Genomic DNA, 23881 nt, shown 5'->3' with positions numbered 1-23881 from the left:
GGATACATAAATTAGATAGAGAGAGGGAGTGTTCCTCTGCGCAATTTAGGTAAGGTGTTGGTGTTAATCGTTATTTTTTTCGTAATCGGTATTTATCTTAATATCGGCGATGAAGATGATGGGAACCCTCTTATTGATGGTAACAAAGGTGTTAACCCCAATGAACATATAAATGAAAAAAGCACTTCCTCTGAAAAGGAAGGGGTTACTGAAGTGACAGAAGGTCTGGCAGTAACAATCGGGAAAAATGCAAAAGAGATAGAAAAGGAATACGGTAAGCCAGATCGAATTGATATGTCCGCCTATGGATATGAATGGTGGGTTTATAAAAAGAACTATAATAATTATTTTCAATTAGCCGTTGAAAATGAAAAAGTGGTATCTGCTTATGGAATCGGTGATGAGGTCAATGTCGCTCCTTTTAAAATTGGACAATCGATTGATGCCATCTATTCCAGCATATATGTGGAACCCACTGTTGATATTGAAGTTGGTGACAGTTCCTATCGTTTTGAATTGTCGGAGGAAGATATGAACATGAGACCGTTGATTGATTTAGGGAATATTAATGTTCAGCTTTATTTGGATAAATTCACAGGGACTGTTTCAAGCATCCGATTTTTGAATGATTCGGCCCTATTGAAACAACAGCCGTATGAGTTGACCTATCATGGTGAGCTTGTGACAGTTAAGGATCTTTCTGAGGAAGACATGGCGAAAGTTGAAGATGGCAATGAGCAGCAAATATTCGATATTACGAATATAATGCGCAGCCGGTTTGATTTGGAGCCTTTAGAATGGGATGCTCCAACAGCAAGGGTTGCCTACCTTCATAGCCGGGAAATGACGGACGCACCTGAAGGAACCCATGTTTCTGAAACAAATGGGGAACTGGAAAAGCGTCTCGATGCAGGTCATGTAAAATTCAGGGCAGCAGGTGAAAATATAGCGGCTAATTATGTGGACGCAGCTGCAGTCATGGAAGGTTGGCTAAATAGCAAAGGTCATCGGGATGCGATGCTGAACGAGGAATTTACAGGTCTGGGCGTCGGGGTATATAAAAAGTATTACACTCAGAATTTCATAAAGAGATAAAAAAACGGATCCGATTTGGGTCCGTTTTTTTATTTGCCTACGTATTAATTTGCATGGCACGTATTCGGCCAATGGAGCGTTTTACGGAACGAACTTGGATATCCGCAGTAACGGCAGCATACCCTTTTGGAACTGTTGAGCTTGCAAGGTCGAATCTATCAATGCAGCCATCATGCCTTCATGAGTAATGTTCAATCAAGAGGTGTGTCAGGCATGATCATCGTAAGTGTCGTCCCCTGTTTGCTTACATCCTTATTTAATTGCAGCAGGCTTGAAAAATAAGAGTGGTTCCCTTGCTCTACTTTGGCTTTTAACCCTGAAATAATTCCCGATAAATCAGATAACTCTGTTACATCTGCAGATTCAGCCGGGTTCTGGAAGTCTTTGATTGAATCACATTCATGCGACATGAAAATACATCCTTTTTTTCTTTGGAACATCCAATTGGATTTAAAATGGAATGTGATGCACTTTTTATTTACCTTTAGCATATGGTGCAATAGGCGATGTCTAAGTGTGAGGTGAGAGTAATGGCAAAAAGAAAACGGCCCTCCGTGGATCGATTTCGGGAGTTTGTAAAGGAGCATCCTCATTTAGTGAATGAAGTGAGAAGCAAACAAGCAACATGGCAGGAACTTTTTGAAGAGTGGTATTTACTCGGAGATGATCATCCACGCTGGCAGGCTGACGGCAGTGTGGGTGAGTCCAAAGTGAATACAGAATCCCCATCACCGCCGGTTGAAAAGGGAGACCAAAGCACTGAGTTGATCGGTTCGTTAATGAGTGCAGTTAAAAATATGGATATGGGGCAGATTCAACAATATATTACGAATGCCAATCAGGCCATCGGTGCAATCCAAGGAGTGCTATCTGCTTTCCAAGGGAATAAATCAGGTGATACAAGTCCTCCCCCAAAAGAAAAAGAGCAGAGAGCTAACCCTTTTTTATTCACAAAAGATTAAGGAGGGTTTTTCATGCGTCAGAATATATATGAATTCATCCAAACAAACGAAGATATGCGAAATTACTTGAGGGTTCAGCCTGGATGGTACAGAAGGTTAATGCGTAATCCCCATGAAGTGGATGTGTTTGAAACCGAGGCGAAATATTATTTTGAAAAGTCGATTCCGCATCGGGTCTCTAAATTTTCGGAAAGCGTTCAGGTAGCCTCCATGATGCTTCATATGTTTCAAGCGATGAATGTTTCAGGTGAATGAAGAAAAAAAGAGTAAATTACTCCTTTTGGCGAACAATAAAGGCAAAAGGGGGACGATGGAATGAGAAAGTTGATATTGGCTCTAACAGTGTTGATGGCAGCGTCGGGTTGTGGGAAGAAAATACCGGAACCTGAAAATTCAGGAGTAGCCATGCAGAGTGTTTCTACACTTAAAGCTGCCACCACTGTATCGAGCATCCGAAATTCAGATGAGGACTTTCGGGTAAAAACTTTTGTAAAAGGCAACTCTGTCTATGTAGAGTGCTACTTGAAAAACTATGGTTTTTCTGAATCAAATCCAGAACAGTTGGCAACTGTGTCCGTATTTATTGATAATCAAAAGAAAGTCGATATGAAAACGGCAGCATTTATCTTAAAGGAAGTCCCGAATGGCAAGCATAAAATTAAGCTGGAGATTTTGAATGGTTCAGGTGAAAAAACAGGGCTGCAAAAAGAGATTGAGGTACATATCACTTCCTCGATTTAATCAAACCATTAGCATCTAAAAGGGAGAAATGGTAAAATGGTTGTGGAGGTGAGCTTGTTAATGCTTGCTACTATGGAAATCATCGACATTTTACAACAGGCTGATGGATTAGCTGAAATGATCCTTCATTCTGAAATAGGGGAAGAATACCTCCTTAGTTTATATAAATTACAAAGCGACAAAGAGGCCCAGCGGAAAATTTCCAAGTTTACTTCGCTAAAGGATCTATTTGAAGATGTTCAAAGGTTCGGTAAATATCATCCGGATTATAAACGCATCAATCTAGAAACCAGGCAAGCTAAACGAGACATGGATATGCATCCTGCCGTTGCTGAGTTTAAGCGGGCTGAGACCGAATTGCAATCCGTTCTTGATGAAATAAGCGGAAGGATTGGCCGAGCGGTTTCTGAACAGGTCAAAACTCCAGCGGGGAATCCATTTTTTGTTTCATCCGGTGGATGTTCAACGGGAAGCTGCGGAACCGGCGGAAGCTGCGGATGCTCTGCTTAAGGTAATGGCCAGATTGTGAACATTAGGCCGGTATATTAAATGCAGCCATCGAAATTCGACATTACTACGGAGTTCGGTGGCTGCGTCATGTAAGGAACCTTCGTCGAGACATTGGTCAATGAACCGATGCATATATAAAGATTTTCTTGTATCATTTATATTCCGGATTCGTGACAAAGCGATTAACTGCGATATAAAATACAATCCGGACATAGGTTGCCGCAGCAAAACATCTTTTGCTGCGGCACATAAAAACGATGCCGGAATACATATAAATGTTCTTCCTGCCGTACGAAAATGGTTTCACAATGAAGCTGCTTGCCACGCATTGAAAGGCTTGCGGCTTTTTTTATTAAAAAAGAAAGCTTACTATTATCATTTTGAGCCGGATGATAATGGATATATAAAAATGGTATACCTGTGAACTTTTTTATCGAAGCTTGGGTAATCTCATCATTATCTAATAGATGATCAATAAATTGATGCCAAATTTGGTTTAAATCCATCGTTTGTTAGGCTCCCTTCACAGTGTATATATTCATAATAGTGAGAGAATTTCGTTTATAATCTTTTTTCTTGGTTGAAAGTAAAGATTCTGCTATGCTACACTTAGTTAAAACCTTTATAAAAGGGAGTTATTGATATGCTTGGAGCGAGACAGGGAATCATCGTCTATTTACATACATTAAAACAAGCCAAAATGCTTAGGAAATTTGGAAATATCCATTATGTTTCAAAAAAGTTGAAATATGTGGTGCTTTATACGAATATGGATGAAGTGGAACCACTAGTGGAAAAGCTGAATAATTATTCGTTCGTTAAAAAAGTGGACCTTTCTTACAAGCCTTTTTTGAAGGTGGAGTTCGAAAACTCCAAACCGGATAAAGCGAAGGAATATGATTATAAAATGGGAATTTGAAAAAAGCTGACTCATGCGGAGTCAGCTTTTTTCAATTTCTGGCATCAACATCTCTCAACCTAATGGGGGCAGATACCTATTCATTCGCAAAATGCCGATTAAATGTTGGTAATACAACTCGATTTCTGCAAAGAGCACCGAGGGTTTCACGTCGATTTCAATAATCGGTCTATCCAGTTCCTCCGCCAAGTTCTCAAAAAGCTCATAGCGTTTGTTTTTTGTGGCATGAGGGTTCGGTATACCTTCACGGCAAATGTAAAGCGGCTGGAATTTCCCGGGATCTGTGGGCTGCATGACGATCACCAATGACGTTACCTTTTTATCATTTATAGTAGTATGCATGGCCAAAAGCCTTGCAACTCGATGTTTCTGATTGCGTCCTACTTCCAGCAACTCATATATATCGGAATATCCTTGTCCAATTTCAATAAAACGTTGAATCAATTAAACCTCTCCTAACTAACTTATTATTCATTACTTTATCATTATCCCTCATAAAAGAGAAGGACAACTTCATTGACGAAGCATGACAAAGACACTTAGAAATCAGAGATTTAACAATAAAAAAAGCCCTGCAAAAATATGCAGGGTCCTTCTATGTCTAACTAAGGACCAGAAGGCAAAGGGAGAGGAGAAACCGGAGGAAGAGCTTATGGGGAAACGTAAGCCTTCTCCGCGGTTGGCAACAACACCTAAAAAGGAATGTTGTTATTCACATTATTGCCAAAAACCACTTTATTATTCAAAATGTAAAAGATTTATAAAAAGAATCCATGGTCCGAAATGATGCGTTGATTTTCATCTTGGAAATGAAGCCAAATGGGTTTAAATATTGGCTAGCTTTTTCTAATATGTTAGGATAGGAAAGTAACAGAAATTTGTCATAAAATGTGGTGAGGATTATGAGGGTCGTTTCCGGAATTTGCAAAGGAAGACCACTTAAGGCTGTACCGGGTACAGGAACCCGGCCGACTACTGATAAAGTCAAGGAATCCATTTTCAATATGATTGGTCCTTATTTCGAAGGAGGGCTGGTCCTCGACTTGTTTGCCGGGAGCGGTGGACTGGGAATTGAAGCGTTAAGCAGAGGCATGGATAAAGCCATATTTGTCGACCGGGATTTTAAAGCAAATCAAACGGTTAAGGCCAATTTGGAACTATGCAAGTTTTCAGACCGTGCAGAAGTTTATAAGAATGATTCAGAGCGTGCACTGAAGGCTTTGGTGAAAAGGGAAATGACTTTTGAATTGATTTTTCTTGATCCACCTTATAAGAAACAAAAGCTAGTCGAGATTCTTGAAGAAATACATAAATACCGATTGCTGAACGATATGGGATACATTGTTTGTGAGCATGGCCATGATGTTACATTGCCAGAAAAAGTTGGTGACTTTACCGTTAAGAGAAAAGAAGTTTATGGCGTCATTGCCGTTACGATTTATCAATGGGGAAACGTACACGAACAGGGGGAACTATGAATGTCCAAAATAGCGATTTGTCCGGGGAGTTTTGATCCAATAACATTTGGTCATCTTGATATCATTCAAAGGGGAGCGAATGTTTTTGATGAGGTATATGTGGTCATCGTGAACAATTCAGCGAAAAATTCACTTTTTACAGTGGAGGAGAGACTGGAATTGATTACTGAGGCGACTGCCCATATGCCGAATGTTAAAGTGGATTTCTATCAGGGATTGACGGTCGACTATGCTGAAAGCGTTTCCGCGAATGCCATTATCAGGGGATTGAGGGCGACTTCCGACTTTGAATATGAAATGCAGGGAACTTCGATGAACCGATTCCTAAACAATAAAATAGAGTCATTCTTTATCATGACGAAAAATCAATATTCTTTCTTGAGTTCAAGTATCGTGAAAGAGGTAGCGAAGTATGGCGGGGATATCTCCGAACTAGTGCCAAGCGTCGTCCAGAAAGCCCTGGCTAAAAAGTACAAGGAACTGAAAGGATAGAAAAAAGAGCATTGCCTACGCGCAATGCTCTTTTTTTCGGTTTAAGAAAGGCCTTTGAATAGCCTTTTGGTAAATATGATGATGTATAGGATCAAAAACAAGAGTGTTAGAATGGGGCCGAAATCAAGCATGTTCTGATATAGGGAATTCACGTGTTCACCGGATCCGCTGACTGGGAATGCGTTTAACGGGCTGCCGCTGTACATATTGCCTTTATAGAATGGTTCCCAAAGCAAGAGGGTAATAATGGATGCCAGAAGGCCATGTGCTATCCTGGCCAGAAAAAAGGGAGTGAAACGAATGTCTGTTGCGGCAATGATGCTGGCAACTTGCGCTTGAATGCTAAAACCGTTGAAAGCTAAGATGAAACTTGTCATCACAGTTTGCTGAAAGAGTGTCGCATCTTCGACCGTACTGGTTAATTTTGAACCAAGAGTCATTTCAAACATGCCTGATATGAAGGGGAGGCTTAAGGAATCCGGGAAATTAAAAATATGTAAAATTCCTCCGACCCACGATGCTAGCAATCCGGTAATGTTCATATGAAATAAAAGCTTGTTCACCACTGAAAAGAGAATGATGAATCCCCCGATCATTAATAGGGTTTGGATGGATGAGAGTACCGCATCTCCAAGTAAACTGCCAAATGGTCTTGTTTCTTTTATTCTGGTTCGATGCATTTGGCTAAAAGCTTGTCTTATGGAGGGGAGCTTGGTCATTACTTTAGTATGGGATTTTTCTTCTTTCCAACGGTAAAAACGCATGATGATGCCTACACAAAAATTTCCTAGGTAGTGGGAAAGTGCAAGGATGATCCCTAAATGAGGATTGTGGAAAAACCCGACGGCAACGGCAACGAACAGAAACAATGGATTAGATGAATTAGTAAAACAAACGAGTCTTTCAGCTTCAATGCGGGTCAATTGTTCTTCTTGACGAAGCCTCACAGTGAATTTCGCTCCAGCTGGAAATCCTGATGCAAGTCCCATCGCCCAAACGAAACCGCCCACTCCTGGTACACGGAATAAGGGGCGCATAAATGGTTCGAGCATGACGCCAATGAACCTGACAACCCCAAAACTGATTAATAACTCCGAGAAAATCAAGAAAGGTAGAAGCGAAGGGAACACAATTGTCCACCAAATATTGAGTCCGCCTTTGGAAGCTTCAAAGGATTCTTGGGGGAAGATGATCAAGCCAACTGCCATCATCGTGACGGAGGTAGCTAACAGTACTGTTTTAGATTTTGATATTAGCAAAATTCAGCCTCCTCTTGAAGGTTACTAAATAAGGGCAGTTCGTTTCGTATATAATAAAATATACAACTTCCTTTTCTCGAAAAGTAAGCGCATGATGAAATGTGGATTGTTCCGACATGTATAGATGAGGATGATCCACATGATGGAATTTCAATGAAACCCTGCACTTTATTGGCTGGCATAGTTTATATGTGCCATGCTTGTTTCACTGTCAATATAAATAATATGCTTCTATAAATCCGTTTAAGACCATAACTTTGAATGAGTGTTATTTCAATATTTTGAACTAGTTATAGCGGGAGGGATATCTTTGTCGAAACCAAAAGTCGGGCTTGCACTTGGGTCAGGAGGAGCTAGGGGGTTTGCACATATTGGCGTGATAAAGGTATTACAGCAAGAAGGCATTCCGATAGATATGATTGCAGGAAGCAGCATGGGAGCTATGGTTGCAGCCTTTTATGGAGCGGGTTCGGATATCGAGAGGCTATATAAGTTGTCACGTGCATTTAAGCGAAAGTATTATTTAGACTTCACCATACCTAAAATGGGCTTTATTTCAGGTAAACGGACAAAGGATTTAATCAGGGTATTTACATACGGCAAGAAATTTGAAGAACTTGATATTCCTGTGGCGGTGGTCGCCACTGATATAAAAACGGGGGAAAAAGTCATCTTTCAGGAAGGTCCCATCGCACCGGCTGTAAGGGCAAGCATTTCCATTCCCGGCATTTTCATTCCCGAAAAAATCGGAAACAGACTGCTTGTTGATGGCGGCGTTGTTGACAGGGTTCCTGTTTCAGTCGTGAAGGATATGGGAGCAGACATCATAATTGGTGTGGATGTAGCCCACGTGAAACAGGATATGGAGATAAACTCCATCTATGATGTCATCATGCAAAGCCTCGATATCCTGCAAATGGAACTGGTTAAAAGCAGGGAGTTTGCTTCAGACGTCATGATACGCCCCAGGGTTGAGAAATACAGCTCTAAATCATTTACAAACGTTCAGGAAATAATTAGTATTGGAGAAGAAGCTGCAAGAGGAAAGATAGATCAAATTAAGCAGAGCATTGTTACTTGGAAGGAGTCCTTTGAAGATGAGCCGTAAAATATATGTACGCACTTTCCTGGTGGTGGCTATACTTCTCATAGCATCAGCCCTTTATTCCCTACCTTTTTATGTATCAAAACCAGGAATGGCTAAAGAATTGGAGCCAATCATTGAGGTATCCGGAGGAGATGAAGCAAAAGGAAGCTTTATGTTAACCACTGTAAGGATGGGCCGGGCGAATATATATTCCTACATGCTGGCGAAATGGAGCAAATATCAGGAGCTTTATCCGGAAACCTCCATTCGAAGCGAAGATGAAACAGATGAAGAATATAATATCAGGCAGCTGCACTTAATGGATGGTTCTAAAAATAATGCCATTCAGATCGCATATGAAAAAGCAGGGAAAGAAGTCGATTACGAGTACCTGGGTGTATATGTTTTGGACGTGCTAAAAGGAATGCCGGCAGCTAAAGAGCTGAAAGCGGGCGATCAAATCATTCAGGTCGATGACGTTAAATTCAAGTCTGCACAGGAATTCATGGACTACATTAACGGAAAAAAGGCTGGAGATGAAGTAAAAATAGTGTATAAGCGGGAAGAGACGGAGAAAACGGCCGTTCTTTCATTGCAGCCTTTTAAAAATGACCCAAATAGGGTCGGAATAGGCATTTCGCTGGATGACAATCGAAAAGTGACCACAAAACCGGCGATTGCCATAGATTCAGAACAAATAGGCGGTCCTTCGGCTGGTTTAATGTTTTCGTTGGAGATTTATAATCAATTAACAAAAGGCGATCTTACAAGTGGCTATGACATAGCGGGTACAGGAACGATGTCTGATGATGGGTCAGTCGGTCCAATTGGCGGAATTCAACAGAAAATAGTTGCAGCCGATAAATCTGGGGCGGAAATATTCTTTGCCCCAAATGAAAACGGAGCAGCAGGTTCGAATTATGAAGATGCACTCATTGCAGCAAAGGATATCGACACGGACATGAAGATCGTACCGGTTGACAACTTTGATGATGCAATAGCCTATTTAACGAAGCTGAAAGGAAAGGAAAAATGAAAAAAAGCGCAGGCAGTCATCTACTGTTTGCGCTTTTTTGATGATTGGATTTTTATTCTTAAAGATGGACGGGCCAAGCTTAAACCATTCTTCATTTGAAAATGATGGGAGATTCATATTCCCGTTTCATCAAGGATGCCTGATACGGTTCGGACAAGCCAAGTGCGTACACCTGTGCCGCTCGCAAGTCCGTATCGATGTCCTGCTTCTGATAGGACGAAAGTTTAGAGATGAGCGGGAGGGGTAAGCCTTTTTTTACAGTGCGAAGATATTCTTGTCCCCGGCCATTCATGCCAAGAAGTCTGATGTAGGCTGGTTGATCATTGTGAATCATCTGTTCCTTTAATGTATGGGTCAATATGTGGACGCACATCCGCTGTAGTCGTGTCCATGTGTAGCGTTTTGTCTTCAGATCTGCCATGAATCCAGAAAAGCTCGAAGATTGTTTGGCAATCTCCTTTATTCGGTGTTCTAAGCCTTCCTCGATTTCGTATATCCCTGCCAATTCGATTAAAGAGGAAGAAAGGATTCGGTATTTCAACAGGGGCCAATACATTTCCCAGTCATGCAAGGCATGGTAGTGCGTTAAATATTGCTCAAGACCATTCATTGTCGGTTGAGGAATATAACTGGAAACAGAATTTAATTCCCAGTGTTCATGGATGGCTTTACGTATCCCCGTTGCGCTGGCAATAGGGTCTTTGGACAACTTTGTTTCATGGTAGCCGGCAGCGACCCTTTGAATCGTATAAGGGCGAATGGAGTAGCCATTTGATAGGGCAGCACTTACATATTCCTTTCCAAGAATATTATTTGGCTTCGTCAAATCCAATGCCGCATCATCATTGATGATCGACCGATAAGCCTGGGCAGCACTGGCCGGATAACTATTACCGGCATCCATAGCCGATTTAATGGCAGCATCGAATGCAGCGGAATTATCCGAAAGAATTCTGTGGGCGGTGATGAATGGTTCAATTCGGCCATCTTCGCTTCCGAAGCAAAAGGAGTCACAGCCAAGGGATTCCAAAAGGGAAATAGATCCTTTTGCAAATATCTCCGCCTTCTGTGTCGCGAAAGCATAGGGAAGTTCAATGACAAGATCTATGCCGCCATTCAAGGCCATTTCGGCACGGGTCCACTTGCTGACGATAGCGGGCTCGCCACGCTGTAAAAAGGGCCCGCTCATGACAGCGACCACAACATCTGCCCCTGTTTTTTCTCTACTTTCTCTTGCATGTAAAACATGTCCATTATGAAAAGGGTTATATTCGACTACTAAACCGCAAGCTTTCATTCGTTCACCTCAGAGAAAAACTTTGTATTTTATCAACTTAGTGCTAAAATAGTATTTCAAGTAAAATTACTATAAGTAATCGTCCGGATTTTTTTGTTTGTAATGATTCTTAAACCTAGACAATCAGTTAGGATGACTACATTATAGTGTAAAGAAAAAATATTGACAAACTTATAATTGAAAGCTATAATTATTTTTGTTGCCTTGAGGTGATTTCAATTGAAATGGACGATTAGTCAACTTCAAAAAATTCGGGACAAAGATTTACGGTTTGATGAACTGGTGGATGTCTTGGACATTAGAGAAAGAGACCCGCAAATTCGCGATGTTTCTCCGATCAGAGTAGCAGGAAGAGCTGATATCAGCTCGACCGAGATTACTTTTCACTTGCATCTTTCAGGTGAATTAACATTACCTTGCTCCCGTACACTGGTAGACGTTAAATATCCGATTGATATTGATACAAAGGAAACCTTTCTTTTAAAGGCAGATGGCGCCGATTTCTACGGAGACGATGTCACTGTTGTGGAAGGTGACGTTGTAGACTTAATACCGGTAATTAAAGAAAATTTATTGCTAGAAATTCCGATGCAGGTTTTTTGTGAGGATGTCGATTCGAATGAAGCTGCTCCTCAATCCGGGAAAGACTGGGCTGTTATTTCTGAAGAGGAAAATGAGCATAAGGTTGATCCGAGATTTGCAAAGCTTGCCGACTTTTTTGACAACAATAAAGAATCTTGATTGGAACGAAAAATCGTTAATCCGATTTTTCCAGCTTTTTTATATTTTTTAAGGAGGTGGGAATAATGGCTGTACCTTTTAGAAGAACGTCGAAAACTGTAAAAAGAAAACGTCGTACACACTTCAAGCTTCAAGTACCTGGTATGGTAGAATGCCCGAGCTGTGGTGGAATGACTCTTTCACATCACGTTTGTAAAGAATGTGGAACATATAAAGGAAAAGAAGTTGTCGCAAAATAATTTCTTGACCTACTTGAGAGCTTTGCTTTCTTGATGCAACACGCTAATCAAAGCGCAGGGATTTTTCTCTGTGCTTTTTTTACAAGTATATTTGGCAGAATATTTTGAATCATCTATGTTTGCCGATGGTTTCGGAGAAGGTGTTAACGTGGATCAAGTAATTAATGTTGAAAAGGATGAACGCGGTTTCATGAAGCTCCTGTTTAATAGACCGGAGAAAAGGAATGCCGTGAATTATCAATTGATGGACGAACTCGAGTCGATATTGTCAGAAGCTGCATGCGATGATGAAGTTAAGTTGCTGGTCCTGACAGGGGCGGGCTCTGAGGCATTCTGTTCAGGCGGGGATCTAAGGGAATTTCAGGATTTGCGTACAGAAGAAGAGGCCTTTGCTATGTTATCGAAAATGGGTGAAATTCTATATAAACTAGCAGTTTTCCCAAAACCAACAATAGCGCTCATCAATGGAAGTGCTTTCGGCGGTGGATGCGAAATTGCGACAGCTTGTGATTTCAGACTAGCAAAGAGGGAAGTTAAGCTAGGGTTTGTACAAGGTACTCTGGGAATAACGACAGGCTGGGGCGGAGCTTCACTTTTACTTGAAAAAATATCAGTGCAAAAAGCGCTAAAGCTATTATTGGATGCAAAAATACATAAAGCCGAGGAAGCAAAGGAATTGGGTTTCGTAGATGAGATAGTTGGAGAAGGTGCGGATGGATGGGAAAGGTTCGCAGAAGATTTTCTTCGCCATGAGACAGGGGTATTGATGGCCTATAAGCGATTGCTGGTCCATAAATGGCTGGGTAGCGGGCTTAAAGGAAGAATGGATGCGGAAATCCGGGAATGTTCTAAACTGTGGGCGAGTGATGAGCATCATGCTGCAGTCGATCGTTTTTTAAATAAGAAAAAATAAATATTACACGCTCTATATATCTTCTATCTTTCCTAGCATGTGCATATTATGAATTAAAACTTGCTAAGGAGGTAGAGAGATGACGATTGCGAGACAAGATGCATGGACTCATGATGAGGATCTGTTGTTGGCTGAAGTGGTGCTAAGGCATATACGAGAAGGCAGTACACAATTAAAGGCGTTTGAAGAAGTGGGGAAACAGCTATCGAGGACATCTGCTGCTTGTGGGTTCCGTTGGAATTCATTTGTAAGGAAGCAATATAAATCAGGGATAGAGCTGGCGAAAAAACAAAGGAAAGAACAGGTGGTCAATAATCCTGAGATGGAAAGGGATTCGGTTGCAGCGGTGGAAAATGTCACGATTGAAGAAAAGCTCCCCCGGCATGAAGATAAAGAATCTATTACCCTTCAGGAAGTTATATTATATTTAACCAAAATGGATGAATTCTTTCAGCTTGATAATAAGGAAAAAGAACGGATTTCTGAGCGGTCCCTATTTCTTGAACAGGAAAATGTCCGATTGCTGGAAGAGAATGCTTTGCTTAAAGAAAACCTGAAAGCTGTTGAGGAAGATTATCGTGCGTTAATGCAGATCATGGAGCGTGCAAGAAAGCTTAGTGTGCAAGAGGACGAAAAGACGAATCCGAAGGTAAGTTTCCAAATGGATAAGAATGGTAATTTGGAGAGGGTCAATAAATGAAAAATGCGGGTGGGAAAATCCGCCCGCATTTTTCTTGGTATTCCTTATTCTTGCGTATCTATTTCTTTTTTATCTTGTATGTCAAATGGGCTCCAAATCAGCGGGTTTTCTCCAAGGTCCCTGTCCAAATCATAGGAAACAGCAGAAAAACCCATCTTTTTCCAAAAGTCTTGTGAATGAACTCTTGGATTGGTTTTGATAGGCATGTTCAGGCTTTTGGCGAATTCAACCAAAGCTCTTCCATAACCTTTTTTCTGATAGTTAGGCAGGACTTCAAGTTTCCAGAGAACAAGGAAGTCCCTAGAATTGTCAAAATACCGGTCAAATTTAGCGCTTCTTTTATACAGGCTCATACGGGCTACAAGTTTGTCGCCATAAAAGATTCCGTAAAAAGGTGATTGGCTGTCATTTTCAATGATGTTAGCCTCTAAATCATCGAGCATGGACAGTTCCTGTATCCCGTATTCTTTGAATTTTTTGAATTCCTCAAGCGTTTTAAAATTTACAAGTAATCGTTCAACCTTGTATTCCATAAAAAAGCTCCCCCTTAATTCTGATAAACCTCTTCCGATAGTACCCTTTGAAAGTCATCCCACTGATCTTTATGTGGAATTCAAGCTTAGGCTATATCTAGTATGACATCATCGATTTATCCTAGCTGATTAAATGCTTATAGCCTTTTATCCCCCGCCCTTTTCCCTCCAATATTTCGTGGGTAGAGATTGGAGTTATCTTTTGTTCCTATAAAGTCTTTAAAATGGCTAAGCTTTTCGTATCTAATATACCATTAAATTAACGCTTAAAGAAGAGAATATATCTTCAATGGCGTATTAATAATTCTTTCCATTGATATTCTATGGCGAGCCTTGTTGATGGCGGGTAAACTCCATGCAATCAGGTTGACGGCGTTTCCAAAGTTGTTGATGTGAAATTGATGCAGGATAAAAAAGATAATGTGATAAAATAGTAAATATATTTCAAAAAGTAAGGAAGGGTATTATGAGAATTGGAATAATTGGGGGAGGGGCCATCGGGCTGCTGTTTGCGTCTCATTTAAGTGAAAAACATAGTGTGACTCTTTATACCCATTCTGCGGATCAGGCGTCCTTCATCCAACGTGATGGAATCCGTCTTATTGCAGGTGGTGAAAGCCGGCTGCTGACAGGAATCATTTCTATGGGTCTGGATGAAGGGATATCGGATGTGGATCTTCTTATATTGGCCGTCAAGCAATATCACCTGCCGCAAGTACTGCCTAGAATTAAAGGGATTCAGGTTCCATTGCTATTCTTGCAGAATGGCTATGGGCATATTTCTTATTTAAAGCAGCTTCAATCCCCGAGCATATATGTGGGGGTAGTGGAGCATGGGGCATTGAAACATGACGGGAATACCGTCGAGCATACAGGGCTCGGCATTACAAGGATCGCTTCCTTTAAAGGGGAACTTGAGCAACTATCGTTAGTGGATGAAAGGATCGATCATTTTCCTTTTACGAAGAGTGAGGATTTTCACTCGATGCTGATGGATAAGCTTGTCGTCAATGCAGTGATAAATCCATTAACAGCGATACTTGGCGTGGAAAATGGAGGTTTGATAACTGATCCCTTTTATTACCAATTGTTTCAAGACCTTTTTGAAGAAGTCTCCGGTATTTTGGAAGTTCAGAATAAGGATGAGTCATTCGAAAATGTGAGGTCCGTTTGTATGGCAACAGCGGAAAATCGATCATCGATGCTAAAAGATTTAGAAAATGGCCGTAAAACGGAAATTGATGCTATTTTGGGTCATATCCTCTCGGAGGCAAAGAGCAAAGGGAAAAGTCATTGCCTTACGTCTTCTTTATATAAGATGGTCAAAGGAAAAGAGTCTCAGGGGGGATGAGGATGTGCCGTTCGTAGTTTCAAACCTTGCCGCGATATTTATTACCTTGCCTTTCGCAGGGTATATACTTTTTTTTATTAGTGCCAAACAATTCACTGGGAACCATAGGCGCTCCGTTCAATTTGCAATGGACATGAGTACGCTGCTGTTCGTATTATCCGTCCATTATTTGATCATTGCGATTTGGGATAAGCAAATTCTTTGGGTGATCATGCTCATCATGATCCTTAACGCATTCTTGGTGGTCCTTGTCCATTACAAGGTAAAAGAAGAAATCATTTTCCATAAGGTATTAAAGGGTTTTTGGAGAGTGAACTTCGCCTTCTTTTTTGTGGCTTACCTTCTATTATTTTCCATTGGCATAATTACAAGTATTACGAAGATATTGACTACATAACATAGAACATCGCATCAATTTTCTGCTGCTGGGCAACTTCTTTTATTTTCTTAAACCGGAATGTTATACTCTAAAAAGAATTGTAGTTGCAGAGAAAGGGAGAACAGAAATGGAGATGAAAGATCTCGCGTTACCATCTTTAAACCGTTTTGCATCGGACTATTTACAAAACCGTCTTGAAACGGAGGATTATTTTCACTATGACTTAGCAAAGCCTGACATTTATCTCAATAGATATAGTGAATTGATGAACCGCTCTTTTTCACGTGATGAATTGTCGGATTACATACAACAATACATGTCTCGTCTTTCGTTCAGTAAGGCAGTTAAGGGGAATATTGAAAGGTTGCGCAGGGATGATTCCGTGGTTGTGATTGGAGGACAGCAGGCTGGGTTATTATCAGGGCCGCTGTATACCATTCATAAAGTGATTTCGATCATTAAGCTTGCGGAAGAACAGGAAAAAGAATTGGGGCAGCCAGTCATTCCAGTTTTTTGGATAGCTGGAGAAGATCATGATTTAGCTGAAGTCAATCATGTTTATGTCATGAAAAACGGTAAACCCGATAAAAAAACCTATCCATCCTATCAACCGTATAAAACAATGGTTTCTGACGTGGAGCTGGAAACGGAAAAGGCAGAGAAGTGGCTTGAGGAAATCATTGAAACATATGGAGAAACGGCCTTTACGAATAAACTCCTGATTGATATGAAGGAAACCATTAAGCAATCGAATACCTTCGTCGACTTCTTCGCCAGGCTGATTCATGAATGGTTCAAAGAATATGGCCTTTTACTAGTCGATGCCGGAGATCCGGAATTAAGGCGAATTGAGAAGGCATACTTTGAATCGATGGTCAAGGAAAGTGGACGGATAGCTGAAATGGTCGAGGAACAGCAATCATTCATGCATGCGAAAGGGTATGCAAAAATGATTGAAATGGATAAACAGGCTGCTAATTTATTTTATTATGATCCAGAAAAAAAAGATCGATGTTTACTCGAGCGTGTAGAAGGCGGTTTCAGCGGAAAAAACGGTGAGGTATCATTTACCGAGCTGGAACTCCTGCAGATAGCCAAAAACCATCCAGAACGATTAAGCAATAATGTCATTACACGCCCGCTTATGCAGGAAATGATTTTCCCTGTATTGGCTTTCGTTTCAGGGCCAGGGGAAATAGCTTATTGGGCCGAATTAAAAAAGGTATTTGAGTTGTTTTCCATGAAGATGCCGCCAATCATTCCTAGGTTAAACATCACGCTGGTGGAGCGCAGTATCCATAGCGACCTTGAAGAAATGGAACTCAGTTTGGAAACTGTTCTGACTGAAGGAACCGCTAATTCTGTGAAAAGTTACCTTGATTCCGTGAAGGATGAGACGATTGACAATCTGTTTGGGACGCTGAAATCACAGCTTGAAGAGAACCATGAAAAGCTATTTGTCCACGCTGTCTCTTTAGATAGAGGACTTGAGCCGATGTTGAACAAAAACATCGAATTCATCCAAAAGCAATTGAATTTCATGTATGGCAAAATCGGTGACCGTACAAAGGAACGGCATTCGGTCATATTGAAGAAATATGAACGGATAGCAAATTCACTGTACCCTCTTGAATCACCCCAGGAGCGGATTTGGAACGTGCTTTATTACTTGAATCAATATGGGCCAGAGTTCGTTCGGGATATGATGAAGCTGGAATACCGGTTCAATAATCAGCATAAATTGATTTTCATTTAAAAAATCATCCGTTTTGGGGAAAAGTGGCGGACTAATCATTTTTGAATGGAGTTGCCACTTGCCAATCCTGACGGAGGGATTAAAAAGTAAAAAAAAGACAGGTGCTAAAGCCTGTCTTTTTTTCTGTTTCCTGGGCACTTGTCCGGTAGTGCTTCGACAGTAATAGTGGGTCTGCGTCTTAGTCTGAGTCCATTCGAGGGAAATGCGCGTTTCTTTGAATAATTTGCCTAAATAAACTTAAGAAGAAAAGAAGGGAATTTTTACTTGGAAGGAGAAAGTAAAAACAAGTGGAGAAAGGTGGGGGAATGTGGTACATTGAGATTAGAATGTGGGGGTAGTGGGTATGTTCATGGGAGAGTACCATCATAACATCGATATAAAGGGCCGTTTGATAGTCCCGGTGAAATTCAGGGAAAATCTCGGGGAGCAATTTGTTCTTACCCGCGGACTCGATCAATGTTTATTTGGTTATCCTATGGAAGAGTGGAAGCTGCTTGAAGAAAAGCTGAAAGCCCTGCCCTTAACAAAAAAAGATGCCCGAGCCTTTACCCGTTTTTTCTTTTCTGCAGCTACAGAATGCGAAATTGATAAACAAGGGCGAATTAATATCCCCACGCCGCTTACTTCATATGGCCAATTGGAAAAAGAATGTGTAATTCTTGGTGTTACCAATCGTATTGAGATTTGGAGCAAATCCCTTTGGGAAAACTATTTTTCAGCTTCGGAGGATTCTTTCGCTGAGATAGCAGAAAATATGATTGGCTTTGATATTTAAGGCTGCCCTCAGAAATAGAGTCACTCAATAACCGATTGGAAGGATGTCTAGCATGTTTCAACATACAACAGTGTTATTAAAAGAGACGGTTGATGGATTGAACATCAAACCTGATGGAAATTATGTGGATTGTACTTTAGGAGGAGCCGGTCACAGCGAATACTTGCTTTCACAGCTCTCTGACAAAGGCAGGCTTTATGCTTTTGATCAGGACGAAACGGCAATTCGGAATGCTAAGGAAAAATTGGAAAGCTATGGCGAACGTATTGTTCTTGTTCCTAATAATTTTAAATACTTAAAAGAAGAGTTGAATGCCCGGGGAATCGAGAAAGTGGACGGGATCCTTTATGATTTAGGCGTGTCATCCCCACAATTGGATACACCAGAGCGTGGTTTCAGCTATAACCATGATGCACCTTTGGATATGAGGATGGACCAAAGTGCTGCCATTTCTGCCTATGATGTCGTGAATACTTGGTCATTCCATGATTTGCTGAGAATTTTCTTCCAATATGGAGAAGAAAAGTTTTCGAAACAAATTGCCAGGAAAATTGAAGCGGCACGTGAAATAAAACCGATTGAAACGACGTTCGAGCTTGTGGAGTTAATAAAGGATGGGATACCGGCCCCGGCAAGACGTAAAGGCGGACACCCTGCGAAACGAGTGTTCCAAGCAATAAGAATCGCTGTGAATGACGAACTTGGTGTCTTTGAGGATTCCTTGGAGCAAGCCATATCGCTTTTGGATAAAGAGGGAAGAATATCTGTCATTACATTCCATTCTCTTGAAGATAGAATTTGTAAAACGGTATTTAAAAAGGCCAGTAGCATGCCGGACCTTCCGCCTGGACTTCCAGTTATCCCGGATGAATTCAAGCCAACCATGAAAATAATTACGAGAAAACCGATTTTACCTTCGGAAGAAGAATTGGAAGGGAATAATCGTTCCCGGTCGGCCAAGCTAAGAATCGCCGAAAAGCAATAATTACAGAAAAAAACAGTAAGGGGGAACATGAATGAGTTCCATAGCCAAAAAAATACAAGGACAGCAATATGAAGACCAACAGCAGCAACAGACACAACAAACGGTGGTCATCCGTAAAGCGAAGATATCCATTGGTGAACTTTTCTTACTATGTGCCCTTGCTATCATGGTTACCTTCATGGGAGTGAAAATTGTCTCAAATCAAGCGGCCATCTATGAAACGAATAAAGAGATCCAGCTAGTGGAAACGTCGATTGAAGAACAGGGTAAAGTGAATGATGATTTGAAAGTGCAGGTTGCTGAACTTAGTACATACGAAAGAATTTGGAAAAAAGCTGCAGCGCTAGGGTTCAAGTTAAATGAGAATAATGTGAAGGGTGTGCAGTGATAATGCAGAAACAAAAAAATATGAAGCATGGGGCAGCCGGATTATTCTTCTTATTCGGCCTGCTCTTTTTTGTATTAGTCTGCCGCTTTTTGTATATTCAGGTGACAGGAACAGCGGGCGGGGAGGTACTGGCTTCGAAAATCGACAAGAAATATGAACAAAAACAGGTCATAGAAGCCAAAAGGGGAAGCATACTCGATACAAAGGGGGAAGTCATCGCCGAGGATACTTCCTCCTATATCTTAAGGGCTGTACTCAGTGAAAAGGAGCCCGAGCATGTCAAGGATCCGGAGATGACCGCTAGTAAGCTTGCAAAATATATCGACATGGATGAACAGGACATTTATGAAAGACTTACGAAAAAAGGGGCTTACCAGGTGGAATTTGGCAGTGCCGGCAAGGATTTGACTCAGGTAGTCAAGCAGAAAATAGAAAAATTGGAACTGCCGGGAATTACATTCGGAAGAACCAATAAACGTTTCTATCCTAATGGGATTTTCGCCTCCCATCTGATTGGCTATGTAGAAAAGGATGAAGAAACGGGAGAAATGGCTGGTAAGTTCGGCATTGAAAGGTACCTCAATAAAGAATTGCAGGAAACGGATGGGAAGCTGACATATGATAGTGATAGATGGGGCTTCCTTTTACCAGATAAGGAGGAAAAGGTGGTTGCCCCTGATAATGGCAATGATGTCATGCTGACCATCGATAAGAAAATACAAACGTTCTTGGAAGATTCAATGAGCAAAGTACAGGAAAAATACGATCCCGAACAAATCATAGCGATTGTCTCCAATCCAAAAACGGGGGAGATAGTGGCGATGGGGCAAAGGCCTACCTTCCATCCGACAACGAAAGTCGGGCTAACGGATACATGGCGTAACTTGGCCATTGAAGAAACCTTCGAACCGGGTTCAACCATGAAAACTTTCACCCTTGCCGCTGCTGTTGAGGAAGGGGTCTTTAATCCGAATGAAAGTTTTGTTGCAGGAACCTACAAAGCCGGATCGGGGAAAATTGGAGATCATAGCGGAATCGAAAGAGGGAAGAGCATGACCTTTCTTGAAGGGGTTCAGCGTTCCTCCAACGTCGCTTTCGCAACACTTGCAATGGATAAGATAGGAGCGGATACTTTTCGTGAGTATTTGACTAAGTTCGGATTTGATAAAAAAACGGGAATTGACCTGCCGAACGAGATAACCGGTAAAATTCAATACAAGTATAAGCTTGAAAAAGTGACTACTGCCTTTGGACAGGGTTCGACCGTTACACCGATTCAACAAATCCAAGCTGCATCCGCAATAGCCAATGACGGAAAAATGATGCGGCCATACGTGATAAAAAGCATTTCCGATCAAGATACCGGAAAAGTTTTGAAAACGACAAAGCCGAAAGTGACAGGGCAACCGATTTCGGAAGAAACTGCAAAACAGGTACGTGATTATTTGGAAACGGTAATTACCGCGAAAAAAGGAACTGGGAAAAAATATGCCATTGATGGATATGAAGTAGCGGGAAAAACCGGTACTGCACAAATTCCAGGTCCGACAGGTAGATATTTAGAAGGGAAAAATAACTATGTATTCTCCTTTTTAGGTATGGCTCCAAAAGATGATCCGCAGTTGGTCATGTATGTGGCGGTCAAGCAGCCGAAGTTAGGTGCATCTTATGTTGGGGCTGATCCATTGTCAGAGATATTTAATCCTGTCATGCAAAATAGCCTGCAATATCTAAACATCAAACCTTCTGATGTTAAAAAACAAAAAGCAAATAAAATCGTTGACTATACGAATCAAACAGAGAGTTCAGCTGTCAAAGAACTGAAGGAACTTGGCTATGATGTAAGTGCGATCGGAAGTGGGCGTAAAGTGCTCGATCAATCCCCAAAAGCCGGGAGTATACTCTTACAGGGTGAAAAGATAATACTGCGGACTGAAGGAGAAATGAAAGTTCCTGACATGAAGGGATGGTCCCTGCGCGATGTTATGAAATTGGCTAAGGTTGCAAAACTGGATCTGAAAACTGTAGGTACTGGATATGTGAGTAAACAAAGTCTTGAGGCCGGGAAAAAAGTAAAGGAAGGAGAAACCATCAATATTGAATTATCCCAGCCTGAAGGGGCTGGTGTAGATATACCGACTAAAGAGAAAACAGAGTGAAGATAAAGAGGGGATCCCAAATGGATTCCCTCTTTATTTCTTTCAAGGTTTCTAGTCTAGCATCGAGTAGACAAGCATATATTGAAGCATGTATGAAATGGAGGTGCCTGTTTTTGCGTGTTTCGAATGTTACTGTCCGAAAACGGCTGGCAATCGCATTGGCGATCGGTATCGTTGTTTTTTTTATCATTGATATCCGATTGGGAATTGTACAGTTTTATCTTGGGGATAAGTTGACGGGGCTGGCTAAAGATTCCTGGAGCAGGAATATTCCTTTTGAAGCCAAACGAGGAGAAATTCTCGATCGGAATGGTGTCGAGCTGGCAACGAATATATCTGCACCAACGGTCTATGTCATCCCAAGGCAGATTGAGAATCCAGGGGAGACGGCGGAACAGCTTGCTTCAATATTGGATATGACAAAGGAAAAGGCTTATCAATGGTTAACGAAACAGGCGATGAGCGTCAGGATTCCGGAAGGCAGAAAGATATCTCATGAAAAGGCGAAGGAAATTAAAGCATTAGGGATAAAGGGTGTTTATATCGCTGAAGATTCAAAGCGGCATTATCCATTTGGTGAATACCTTTCGCATGTTCTTGGCTTTACGGGCTCCGATAATCAAGGGTTGATGGGTATTGAATTGTCTTATGATAAGGAACTAAGCGGGGAAAAAGGATTCGTTAAATTTTACTCGGATGCGAAAGGGAAAAGGCTCGAGAATATGGCCGATGACTATAAGCCTCCTGTTGATGGTGATAACCTGAAGCTAACCATCGATAGCAAAATCCAGACGATCGTGGAGAGGGAGCTCGATAATGCGGAGGCGACATATGATCCCGATGGTATAATTGCCATTGCAATGAACCCGAATACCGGGGAAATATTGGCAATGTCCAGCAGGCCAACCTTCGACCCAGCCAATTTCCAAAATGTACCTTCAGAAGTGTATAATCGTAATTTACCAGTTTGGAGTATATATGAACCAGGTTCGACTTTTAAGATCATCACGCTTGCTGCGGCGCTTGAGGAAGGGAAGGTCGACTTAGAAAAGGAACATTTTTATGATTCCGGTCATGTGGAGGTGTCAGGGTCTACACTGCACTGCTGGAAAAGGGGAGGACATGGTGACCAAACTTTTCTTGAAGTCGTCGAGAATTCATGTAACCCAGGGTTTGTAGAATTAGGGAACCGGCTTGGTAAAGACAAGCTGTTTAAATATATAAATGATTTCGGGTTTGGGCAAAAAACGGGGATTGATTTAACCGGAGAAGGAAAAGGAATCATGTTCAACATGGATCAAGTGGGTCCGGTTGAGCAGGCAACGACTGCGTTTGGACAAGGTGTAGCCGTAACGCCCATTCAGCAGGTGACAGCGGTATCGGCTGCTGTGAATGGCGGAACTTTGTATACACCTTATATCGCGAAGGAACTGGTGAACCCAAAAAATGGGGAAGTGCTGATGCGAAAGACCCCACAGGCGAAGAAAAAGGTGATTTCAGAAGCAAGCTCGAAGAAAGTCCGTGAAGCACTTGAATCCGTTGTCGCCCAAGGTAGCGGTAAAGGAGCTTTCGTGGAGTCGTACCGGGTCGGCGGGAAAACGGGTACTGCCCAAAAAGCTGAAAATGGCCGATACCTTGAAAATAATTATATTCTGTCGTTCATAGGTGTCGCTCCAGCGGATGATCCGCAAATCGTCGTGTATATAGCTGTGGATAATCCGAAAGGGACGGTACAATTCGGCGGGGTAGTAGCTGCACCGATCGTTGGGAACATCATGGAGGATTCACTTAGGGCCATGGACGTCAAGCCAAGGAAAAACCAGATTGAGAAGGAAACGGTCTGGACGGATCCCGTAATGGTCGAGGTACCTGACGTTGTGGGTCTCAGCAGAAAAGAGTTGCAAACCCAGCTCATCGACCTTAAGCTGGATATTGCCGGAAATGGGGATAAAGTCATAAATCAAGCCCCGGATCCAGGCGTTAAAGTAAAACAAGGCTCTACAATAAGAATTTATCTTGGCGAAAATACAGAATAAGTATAATATAATATATGAATAGTTAAAGCGGCTGAAGAATCATCAGCCGC

General features: G+C 41.5%; 28 protein-coding genes. 22 read left to right on the top strand and 6 right to left on the bottom strand.

All coding sequences use genetic code 11. The features are described 5' to 3' along the window. The first annotated feature begins 60 nt into the window (after positions 1 to 60). Complete coding sequence (locus ACIQZD_RS07965) at positions 61 to 1095, top strand: CAP domain-containing protein (RefSeq protein WP_402900496.1); 1035 nt, start codon at positions 61 to 63, stop codon at positions 1093 to 1095. 191 nt (positions 1096 to 1286) lie between these two features. Here the strand turns inward: ACIQZD_RS07965 and ACIQZD_RS07960 are convergent, their stop codons facing one another. Further along, positions 1287 to 1505 (bottom strand): hypothetical protein, encoded by a 219-nt coding sequence (locus tag ACIQZD_RS07960; protein ID WP_402900493.1) that lies wholly within the window; start codon positions 1503 to 1505, stop codon positions 1287 to 1289. A 120-nt stretch (positions 1506 to 1625) separates the two neighbouring features. On the opposite strand from ACIQZD_RS07960, the gene ACIQZD_RS07955 reads away from it, so the two are divergent. The 4 genes from ACIQZD_RS07955 to ACIQZD_RS07940 are packed head-to-tail and all read left to right on the top strand — an operon-like array spanning position 1626 to position 3308. Next, positions 1626 to 2057, top strand: a complete 432-nt coding sequence (locus ACIQZD_RS07955; RefSeq protein ID WP_241594380.1) for a YlbD family protein — start codon at positions 1626 to 1628, stop codon at positions 2055 to 2057. A 12-nt stretch (positions 2058 to 2069) separates the two neighbouring features. Then, complete coding sequence (locus ACIQZD_RS07950; RefSeq protein WP_101224562.1) at positions 2070 to 2312, top strand: YlbE-like family protein; 243 nt, start codon at positions 2070 to 2072, stop codon at positions 2310 to 2312. Positions 2313 to 2372: 60 nt separating this feature from the next. Then, positions 2373 to 2798, top strand: a complete 426-nt coding sequence (locus ACIQZD_RS07945; RefSeq protein ID WP_402900488.1) for a hypothetical protein — start codon at positions 2373 to 2375, stop codon at positions 2796 to 2798. A gap of 60 nt (positions 2799 to 2858) precedes the next feature. Beyond that, positions 2859 to 3308 (top strand): YlbF/YmcA family competence regulator, encoded by a 450-nt coding sequence (locus ACIQZD_RS07940; protein ID WP_063232132.1) that lies wholly within the window; start codon positions 2859 to 2861, stop codon positions 3306 to 3308. A gap of 182 nt (positions 3309 to 3490) precedes the next feature. Here the strand turns inward: ACIQZD_RS07940 and ACIQZD_RS07935 are convergent, their stop codons facing one another. After that, a complete protein-coding gene (locus ACIQZD_RS07935) occupies positions 3491 to 3814 on the bottom strand; it encodes a hypothetical protein (protein ID WP_137018812.1) in 324 nt (107 codons plus the stop codon). Between the two features lie 137 nt (positions 3815 to 3951). Between ACIQZD_RS07935 and ACIQZD_RS07930 the strand changes: the two genes are divergently transcribed. Beyond that, entirely contained in the window at positions 3952 to 4227 is a 276-nt protein-coding gene (locus ACIQZD_RS07930) for a YlbG family protein (protein WP_048684554.1), read from the top strand. A 54-nt stretch (positions 4228 to 4281) separates the two neighbouring features. Here the strand turns inward: ACIQZD_RS07930 and ACIQZD_RS07925 are convergent, their stop codons facing one another. Next, positions 4282 to 4671, bottom strand: coding sequence for a DUF7147 family protein (locus ACIQZD_RS07925; protein ID WP_063231953.1), 390 nt, complete (start codon positions 4669 to 4671; stop codon positions 4282 to 4284). Positions 4672 to 5129: 458 nt separating this feature from the next. Here ACIQZD_RS07925 and rsmD point away from each other — a divergent pair, with 458 nt between their 5' ends. Together rsmD and coaD are read left to right on the top strand one after the other, a co-directional pair. Next, a complete protein-coding gene (gene rsmD, locus ACIQZD_RS07920) occupies positions 5130 to 5705 on the top strand; it encodes a 16S rRNA (guanine(966)-N(2))-methyltransferase RsmD (RefSeq protein ID WP_034313946.1) in 576 nt (191 codons plus the stop codon). Further along, on the top strand, positions 5706 to 6197 hold the full coding sequence (gene coaD, locus ACIQZD_RS07915) for a pantetheine-phosphate adenylyltransferase (protein ID WP_350301939.1): 492 nt from the start codon (positions 5706 to 5708) through the stop codon (positions 6195 to 6197). Between the two features lie 41 nt (positions 6198 to 6238). On the opposite strand, the gene ylbJ is transcribed toward coaD, so the two are convergent. Further along, positions 6239 to 7456: a sporulation integral membrane protein YlbJ gene (ylbJ, locus tag ACIQZD_RS07910; RefSeq protein WP_402900482.1), complete on the bottom strand. Its 1218-nt coding sequence runs from the start codon at positions 7454 to 7456 to the stop codon at positions 6239 to 6241. A gap of 310 nt (positions 7457 to 7766) precedes the next feature. Between ylbJ and ACIQZD_RS07905 the strand changes: the two genes are divergently transcribed. Then, complete coding sequence (locus ACIQZD_RS07905; protein ID WP_137018809.1) at positions 7767 to 8564, top strand: patatin-like phospholipase family protein; 798 nt, start codon at positions 7767 to 7769, stop codon at positions 8562 to 8564. Further along, complete coding sequence (locus ACIQZD_RS07900) at positions 8554 to 9579, top strand: SepM family pheromone-processing serine protease (protein ID WP_402900479.1); 1026 nt, start codon at positions 8554 to 8556, stop codon at positions 9577 to 9579. The genes ACIQZD_RS07905 and ACIQZD_RS07900 overlap by 11 nt, the downstream gene beginning before the upstream one ends. A gap of 91 nt (positions 9580 to 9670) precedes the next feature. Here ACIQZD_RS07900 and ACIQZD_RS07895 read toward each other — a convergent pair whose 3' ends face one another. Beyond that, complete coding sequence (locus tag ACIQZD_RS07895; protein ID WP_402900476.1) at positions 9671 to 10876, bottom strand: nucleotidyltransferase; 1206 nt, start codon at positions 10874 to 10876, stop codon at positions 9671 to 9673. Positions 10877 to 11095: 219 nt separating this feature from the next. On the opposite strand from ACIQZD_RS07895, the gene ACIQZD_RS07890 reads away from it, so the two are divergent. The 4 genes from ACIQZD_RS07890 (at position 11096) to ACIQZD_RS07875 (ending at position 13469) form a co-directional block, all read left to right on the top strand. Then, positions 11096 to 11617, top strand: a complete 522-nt coding sequence (locus ACIQZD_RS07890) for a YceD family protein (RefSeq protein ID WP_098371093.1) — start codon at positions 11096 to 11098, stop codon at positions 11615 to 11617. Between the two features lie 65 nt (positions 11618 to 11682). Beyond that, entirely contained in the window at positions 11683 to 11856 is a 174-nt protein-coding gene (gene rpmF / locus ACIQZD_RS07885; RefSeq protein ID WP_034313929.1) for a 50S ribosomal protein L32, read from the top strand. A 148-nt stretch (positions 11857 to 12004) separates the two neighbouring features. After that, positions 12005 to 12769 carry an enoyl-CoA hydratase/isomerase family protein gene (locus ACIQZD_RS07880; protein ID WP_402900472.1) on the top strand — a complete coding sequence of 255 codons (765 nt, stop codon included), beginning with the start codon at positions 12005 to 12007 and terminating at the stop codon, positions 12767 to 12769. 79 nt (positions 12770 to 12848) lie between these two features. Further along, complete coding sequence (locus ACIQZD_RS07875; RefSeq protein WP_402900469.1) at positions 12849 to 13469, top strand: RsfA family transcriptional regulator; 621 nt, start codon at positions 12849 to 12851, stop codon at positions 13467 to 13469. 44 nt (positions 13470 to 13513) lie between these two features. On the opposite strand, the gene ACIQZD_RS07870 is transcribed toward ACIQZD_RS07875, so the two are convergent. Further along, positions 13514 to 14002, bottom strand: coding sequence for an N-acetyltransferase (locus ACIQZD_RS07870; protein WP_101224571.1), 489 nt, complete (start codon positions 14000 to 14002; stop codon positions 13514 to 13516). A 466-nt stretch (positions 14003 to 14468) separates the two neighbouring features. Here ACIQZD_RS07870 and ACIQZD_RS07865 point away from each other — a divergent pair, with 466 nt between their 5' ends. The 8 genes from ACIQZD_RS07865 to ACIQZD_RS07830 all read left to right on the top strand — a co-directional run bounded on the left by ACIQZD_RS07865 (position 14469) and on the right by ACIQZD_RS07830 (position 23831). Further along, a complete protein-coding gene (locus tag ACIQZD_RS07865) occupies positions 14469 to 15353 on the top strand; it encodes a 2-dehydropantoate 2-reductase (RefSeq protein WP_402900464.1) in 885 nt (294 codons plus the stop codon). Between the two features lie 4 nt (positions 15354 to 15357). Continuing rightward, positions 15358 to 15750 carry a DUF3397 domain-containing protein gene (locus tag ACIQZD_RS07860; protein ID WP_402900461.1) on the top strand — a complete coding sequence of 131 codons (393 nt, stop codon included), beginning with the start codon at positions 15358 to 15360 and terminating at the stop codon, positions 15748 to 15750. 109 nt (positions 15751 to 15859) lie between these two features. Continuing rightward, positions 15860 to 17488 carry a bacillithiol biosynthesis cysteine-adding enzyme BshC gene (bshC, locus tag ACIQZD_RS07855; RefSeq protein WP_402900458.1) on the top strand — a complete coding sequence of 543 codons (1629 nt, stop codon included), beginning with the start codon at positions 15860 to 15862 and terminating at the stop codon, positions 17486 to 17488. Between the two features lie 343 nt (positions 17489 to 17831). Further along, a complete protein-coding gene (mraZ, locus tag ACIQZD_RS07850; protein ID WP_034313914.1) occupies positions 17832 to 18263 on the top strand; it encodes a division/cell wall cluster transcriptional repressor MraZ in 432 nt (143 codons plus the stop codon). A 52-nt stretch (positions 18264 to 18315) separates the two neighbouring features. Beyond that, positions 18316 to 19248 carry a 16S rRNA (cytosine(1402)-N(4))-methyltransferase RsmH gene (rsmH, locus tag ACIQZD_RS07845; RefSeq protein WP_402900455.1) on the top strand — a complete coding sequence of 311 codons (933 nt, stop codon included), beginning with the start codon at positions 18316 to 18318 and terminating at the stop codon, positions 19246 to 19248. A 31-nt stretch (positions 19249 to 19279) separates the two neighbouring features. Next, the gene (gene ftsL / locus ACIQZD_RS07840; RefSeq protein ID WP_402900452.1) at positions 19280 to 19636 is read left to right on the top strand and encodes a cell division protein FtsL; all 357 of its coding nucleotides are present in this window, start codon (positions 19280 to 19282) and stop codon (positions 19634 to 19636) included. A 2-nt stretch (positions 19637 to 19638) separates the two neighbouring features. Then, positions 19639 to 21795 carry a penicillin-binding protein gene (locus tag ACIQZD_RS07835; protein ID WP_402900449.1) on the top strand — a complete coding sequence of 719 codons (2157 nt, stop codon included), beginning with the start codon at positions 19639 to 19641 and terminating at the stop codon, positions 21793 to 21795. 113 nt (positions 21796 to 21908) lie between these two features. Next, entirely contained in the window at positions 21909 to 23831 is a 1923-nt protein-coding gene (locus tag ACIQZD_RS07830; protein ID WP_402900446.1) for a stage V sporulation protein D, read from the top strand. The last annotated feature ends 50 nt before the right edge of the window (positions 23832 to 23881 follow it).

It is taken from the genome of Peribacillus sp. NPDC096447 (genome assembly GCF_044762725.1).
In the GTDB taxonomy this organism is placed as follows: Bacteria; Bacillota; Bacilli; order Bacillales; family DSM-1321; genus Peribacillus.
This window is presented reverse-complemented; position numbering and strand designations above follow the sequence as displayed.

What these genes read in the sequence shown, in the direction of transcription:
- ACIQZD_RS07895 (WP_402900476.1), bottom strand. Translation starts at nt 10,876, where the DNA reads ATGAAAGCTTGCGGTTTAGTAGTCGAATATAACCCTTTTCATAATGGA.
- ACIQZD_RS07865 (WP_402900464.1), top strand. Translation starts at nt 14,469, where the DNA reads ATGAGAATTGGAATAATTGGGGGAGGGGCCATCGGGCTGCTGTTTGCG.
- ftsL (WP_402900452.1), top strand. Translation starts at nt 19,280, where the DNA reads ATGAGTTCCATAGCCAAAAAAATACAAGGACAGCAATATGAAGACCAA.
- ACIQZD_RS07835 (WP_402900449.1), top strand. Translation starts at nt 19,639, where the DNA reads ATGCAGAAACAAAAAAATATGAAGCATGGGGCAGCCGGATTATTCTTC.
- bshC (WP_402900458.1), top strand. Translation starts at nt 15,860, where the DNA reads ATGGAGATGAAAGATCTCGCGTTACCATCTTTAAACCGTTTTGCATCG.
- ACIQZD_RS07940 (WP_063232132.1), top strand. Translation starts at nt 2,859, where the DNA reads ATGCTTGCTACTATGGAAATCATCGACATTTTACAACAGGCTGATGGA.
- ACIQZD_RS07945 (WP_402900488.1), top strand. Translation starts at nt 2,373, where the DNA reads ATGAGAAAGTTGATATTGGCTCTAACAGTGTTGATGGCAGCGTCGGGT.
- ACIQZD_RS07930 (WP_048684554.1), top strand. Translation starts at nt 3,952, where the DNA reads ATGCTTGGAGCGAGACAGGGAATCATCGTCTATTTACATACATTAAAA.
- rsmH (WP_402900455.1), top strand. Translation starts at nt 18,316, where the DNA reads ATGTTTCAACATACAACAGTGTTATTAAAAGAGACGGTTGATGGATTG.
- ACIQZD_RS07875 (WP_402900469.1), top strand. Translation starts at nt 12,849, where the DNA reads ATGACGATTGCGAGACAAGATGCATGGACTCATGATGAGGATCTGTTG.
- ACIQZD_RS07960 (WP_402900493.1), bottom strand. Translation starts at nt 1,505, where the DNA reads ATGTCGCATGAATGTGATTCAATCAAAGACTTCCAGAACCCGGCTGAA.
- coaD (WP_350301939.1), top strand. Translation starts at nt 5,706, where the DNA reads ATGTCCAAAATAGCGATTTGTCCGGGGAGTTTTGATCCAATAACATTT.
- ACIQZD_RS07950 (WP_101224562.1), top strand. Translation starts at nt 2,070, where the DNA reads ATGCGTCAGAATATATATGAATTCATCCAAACAAACGAAGATATGCGA.
- rpmF (WP_034313929.1), top strand. Translation starts at nt 11,683, where the DNA reads ATGGCTGTACCTTTTAGAAGAACGTCGAAAACTGTAAAAAGAAAACGT.
- ACIQZD_RS07935 (WP_137018812.1), bottom strand. Translation starts at nt 3,814, where the DNA reads ATGGATTTAAACCAAATTTGGCATCAATTTATTGATCATCTATTAGAT.
- ACIQZD_RS07900 (WP_402900479.1), top strand. Translation starts at nt 8,554, where the DNA reads ATGAGCCGTAAAATATATGTACGCACTTTCCTGGTGGTGGCTATACTT.
- mraZ (WP_034313914.1), top strand. Translation starts at nt 17,832, where the DNA reads ATGTTCATGGGAGAGTACCATCATAACATCGATATAAAGGGCCGTTTG.
- rsmD (WP_034313946.1), top strand. Translation starts at nt 5,130, where the DNA reads ATGAGGGTCGTTTCCGGAATTTGCAAAGGAAGACCACTTAAGGCTGTA.
- ACIQZD_RS07955 (WP_241594380.1), top strand. Translation starts at nt 1,626, where the DNA reads ATGGCAAAAAGAAAACGGCCCTCCGTGGATCGATTTCGGGAGTTTGTA.
- ACIQZD_RS07870 (WP_101224571.1), bottom strand. Translation starts at nt 14,002, where the DNA reads ATGGAATACAAGGTTGAACGATTACTTGTAAATTTTAAAACGCTTGAG.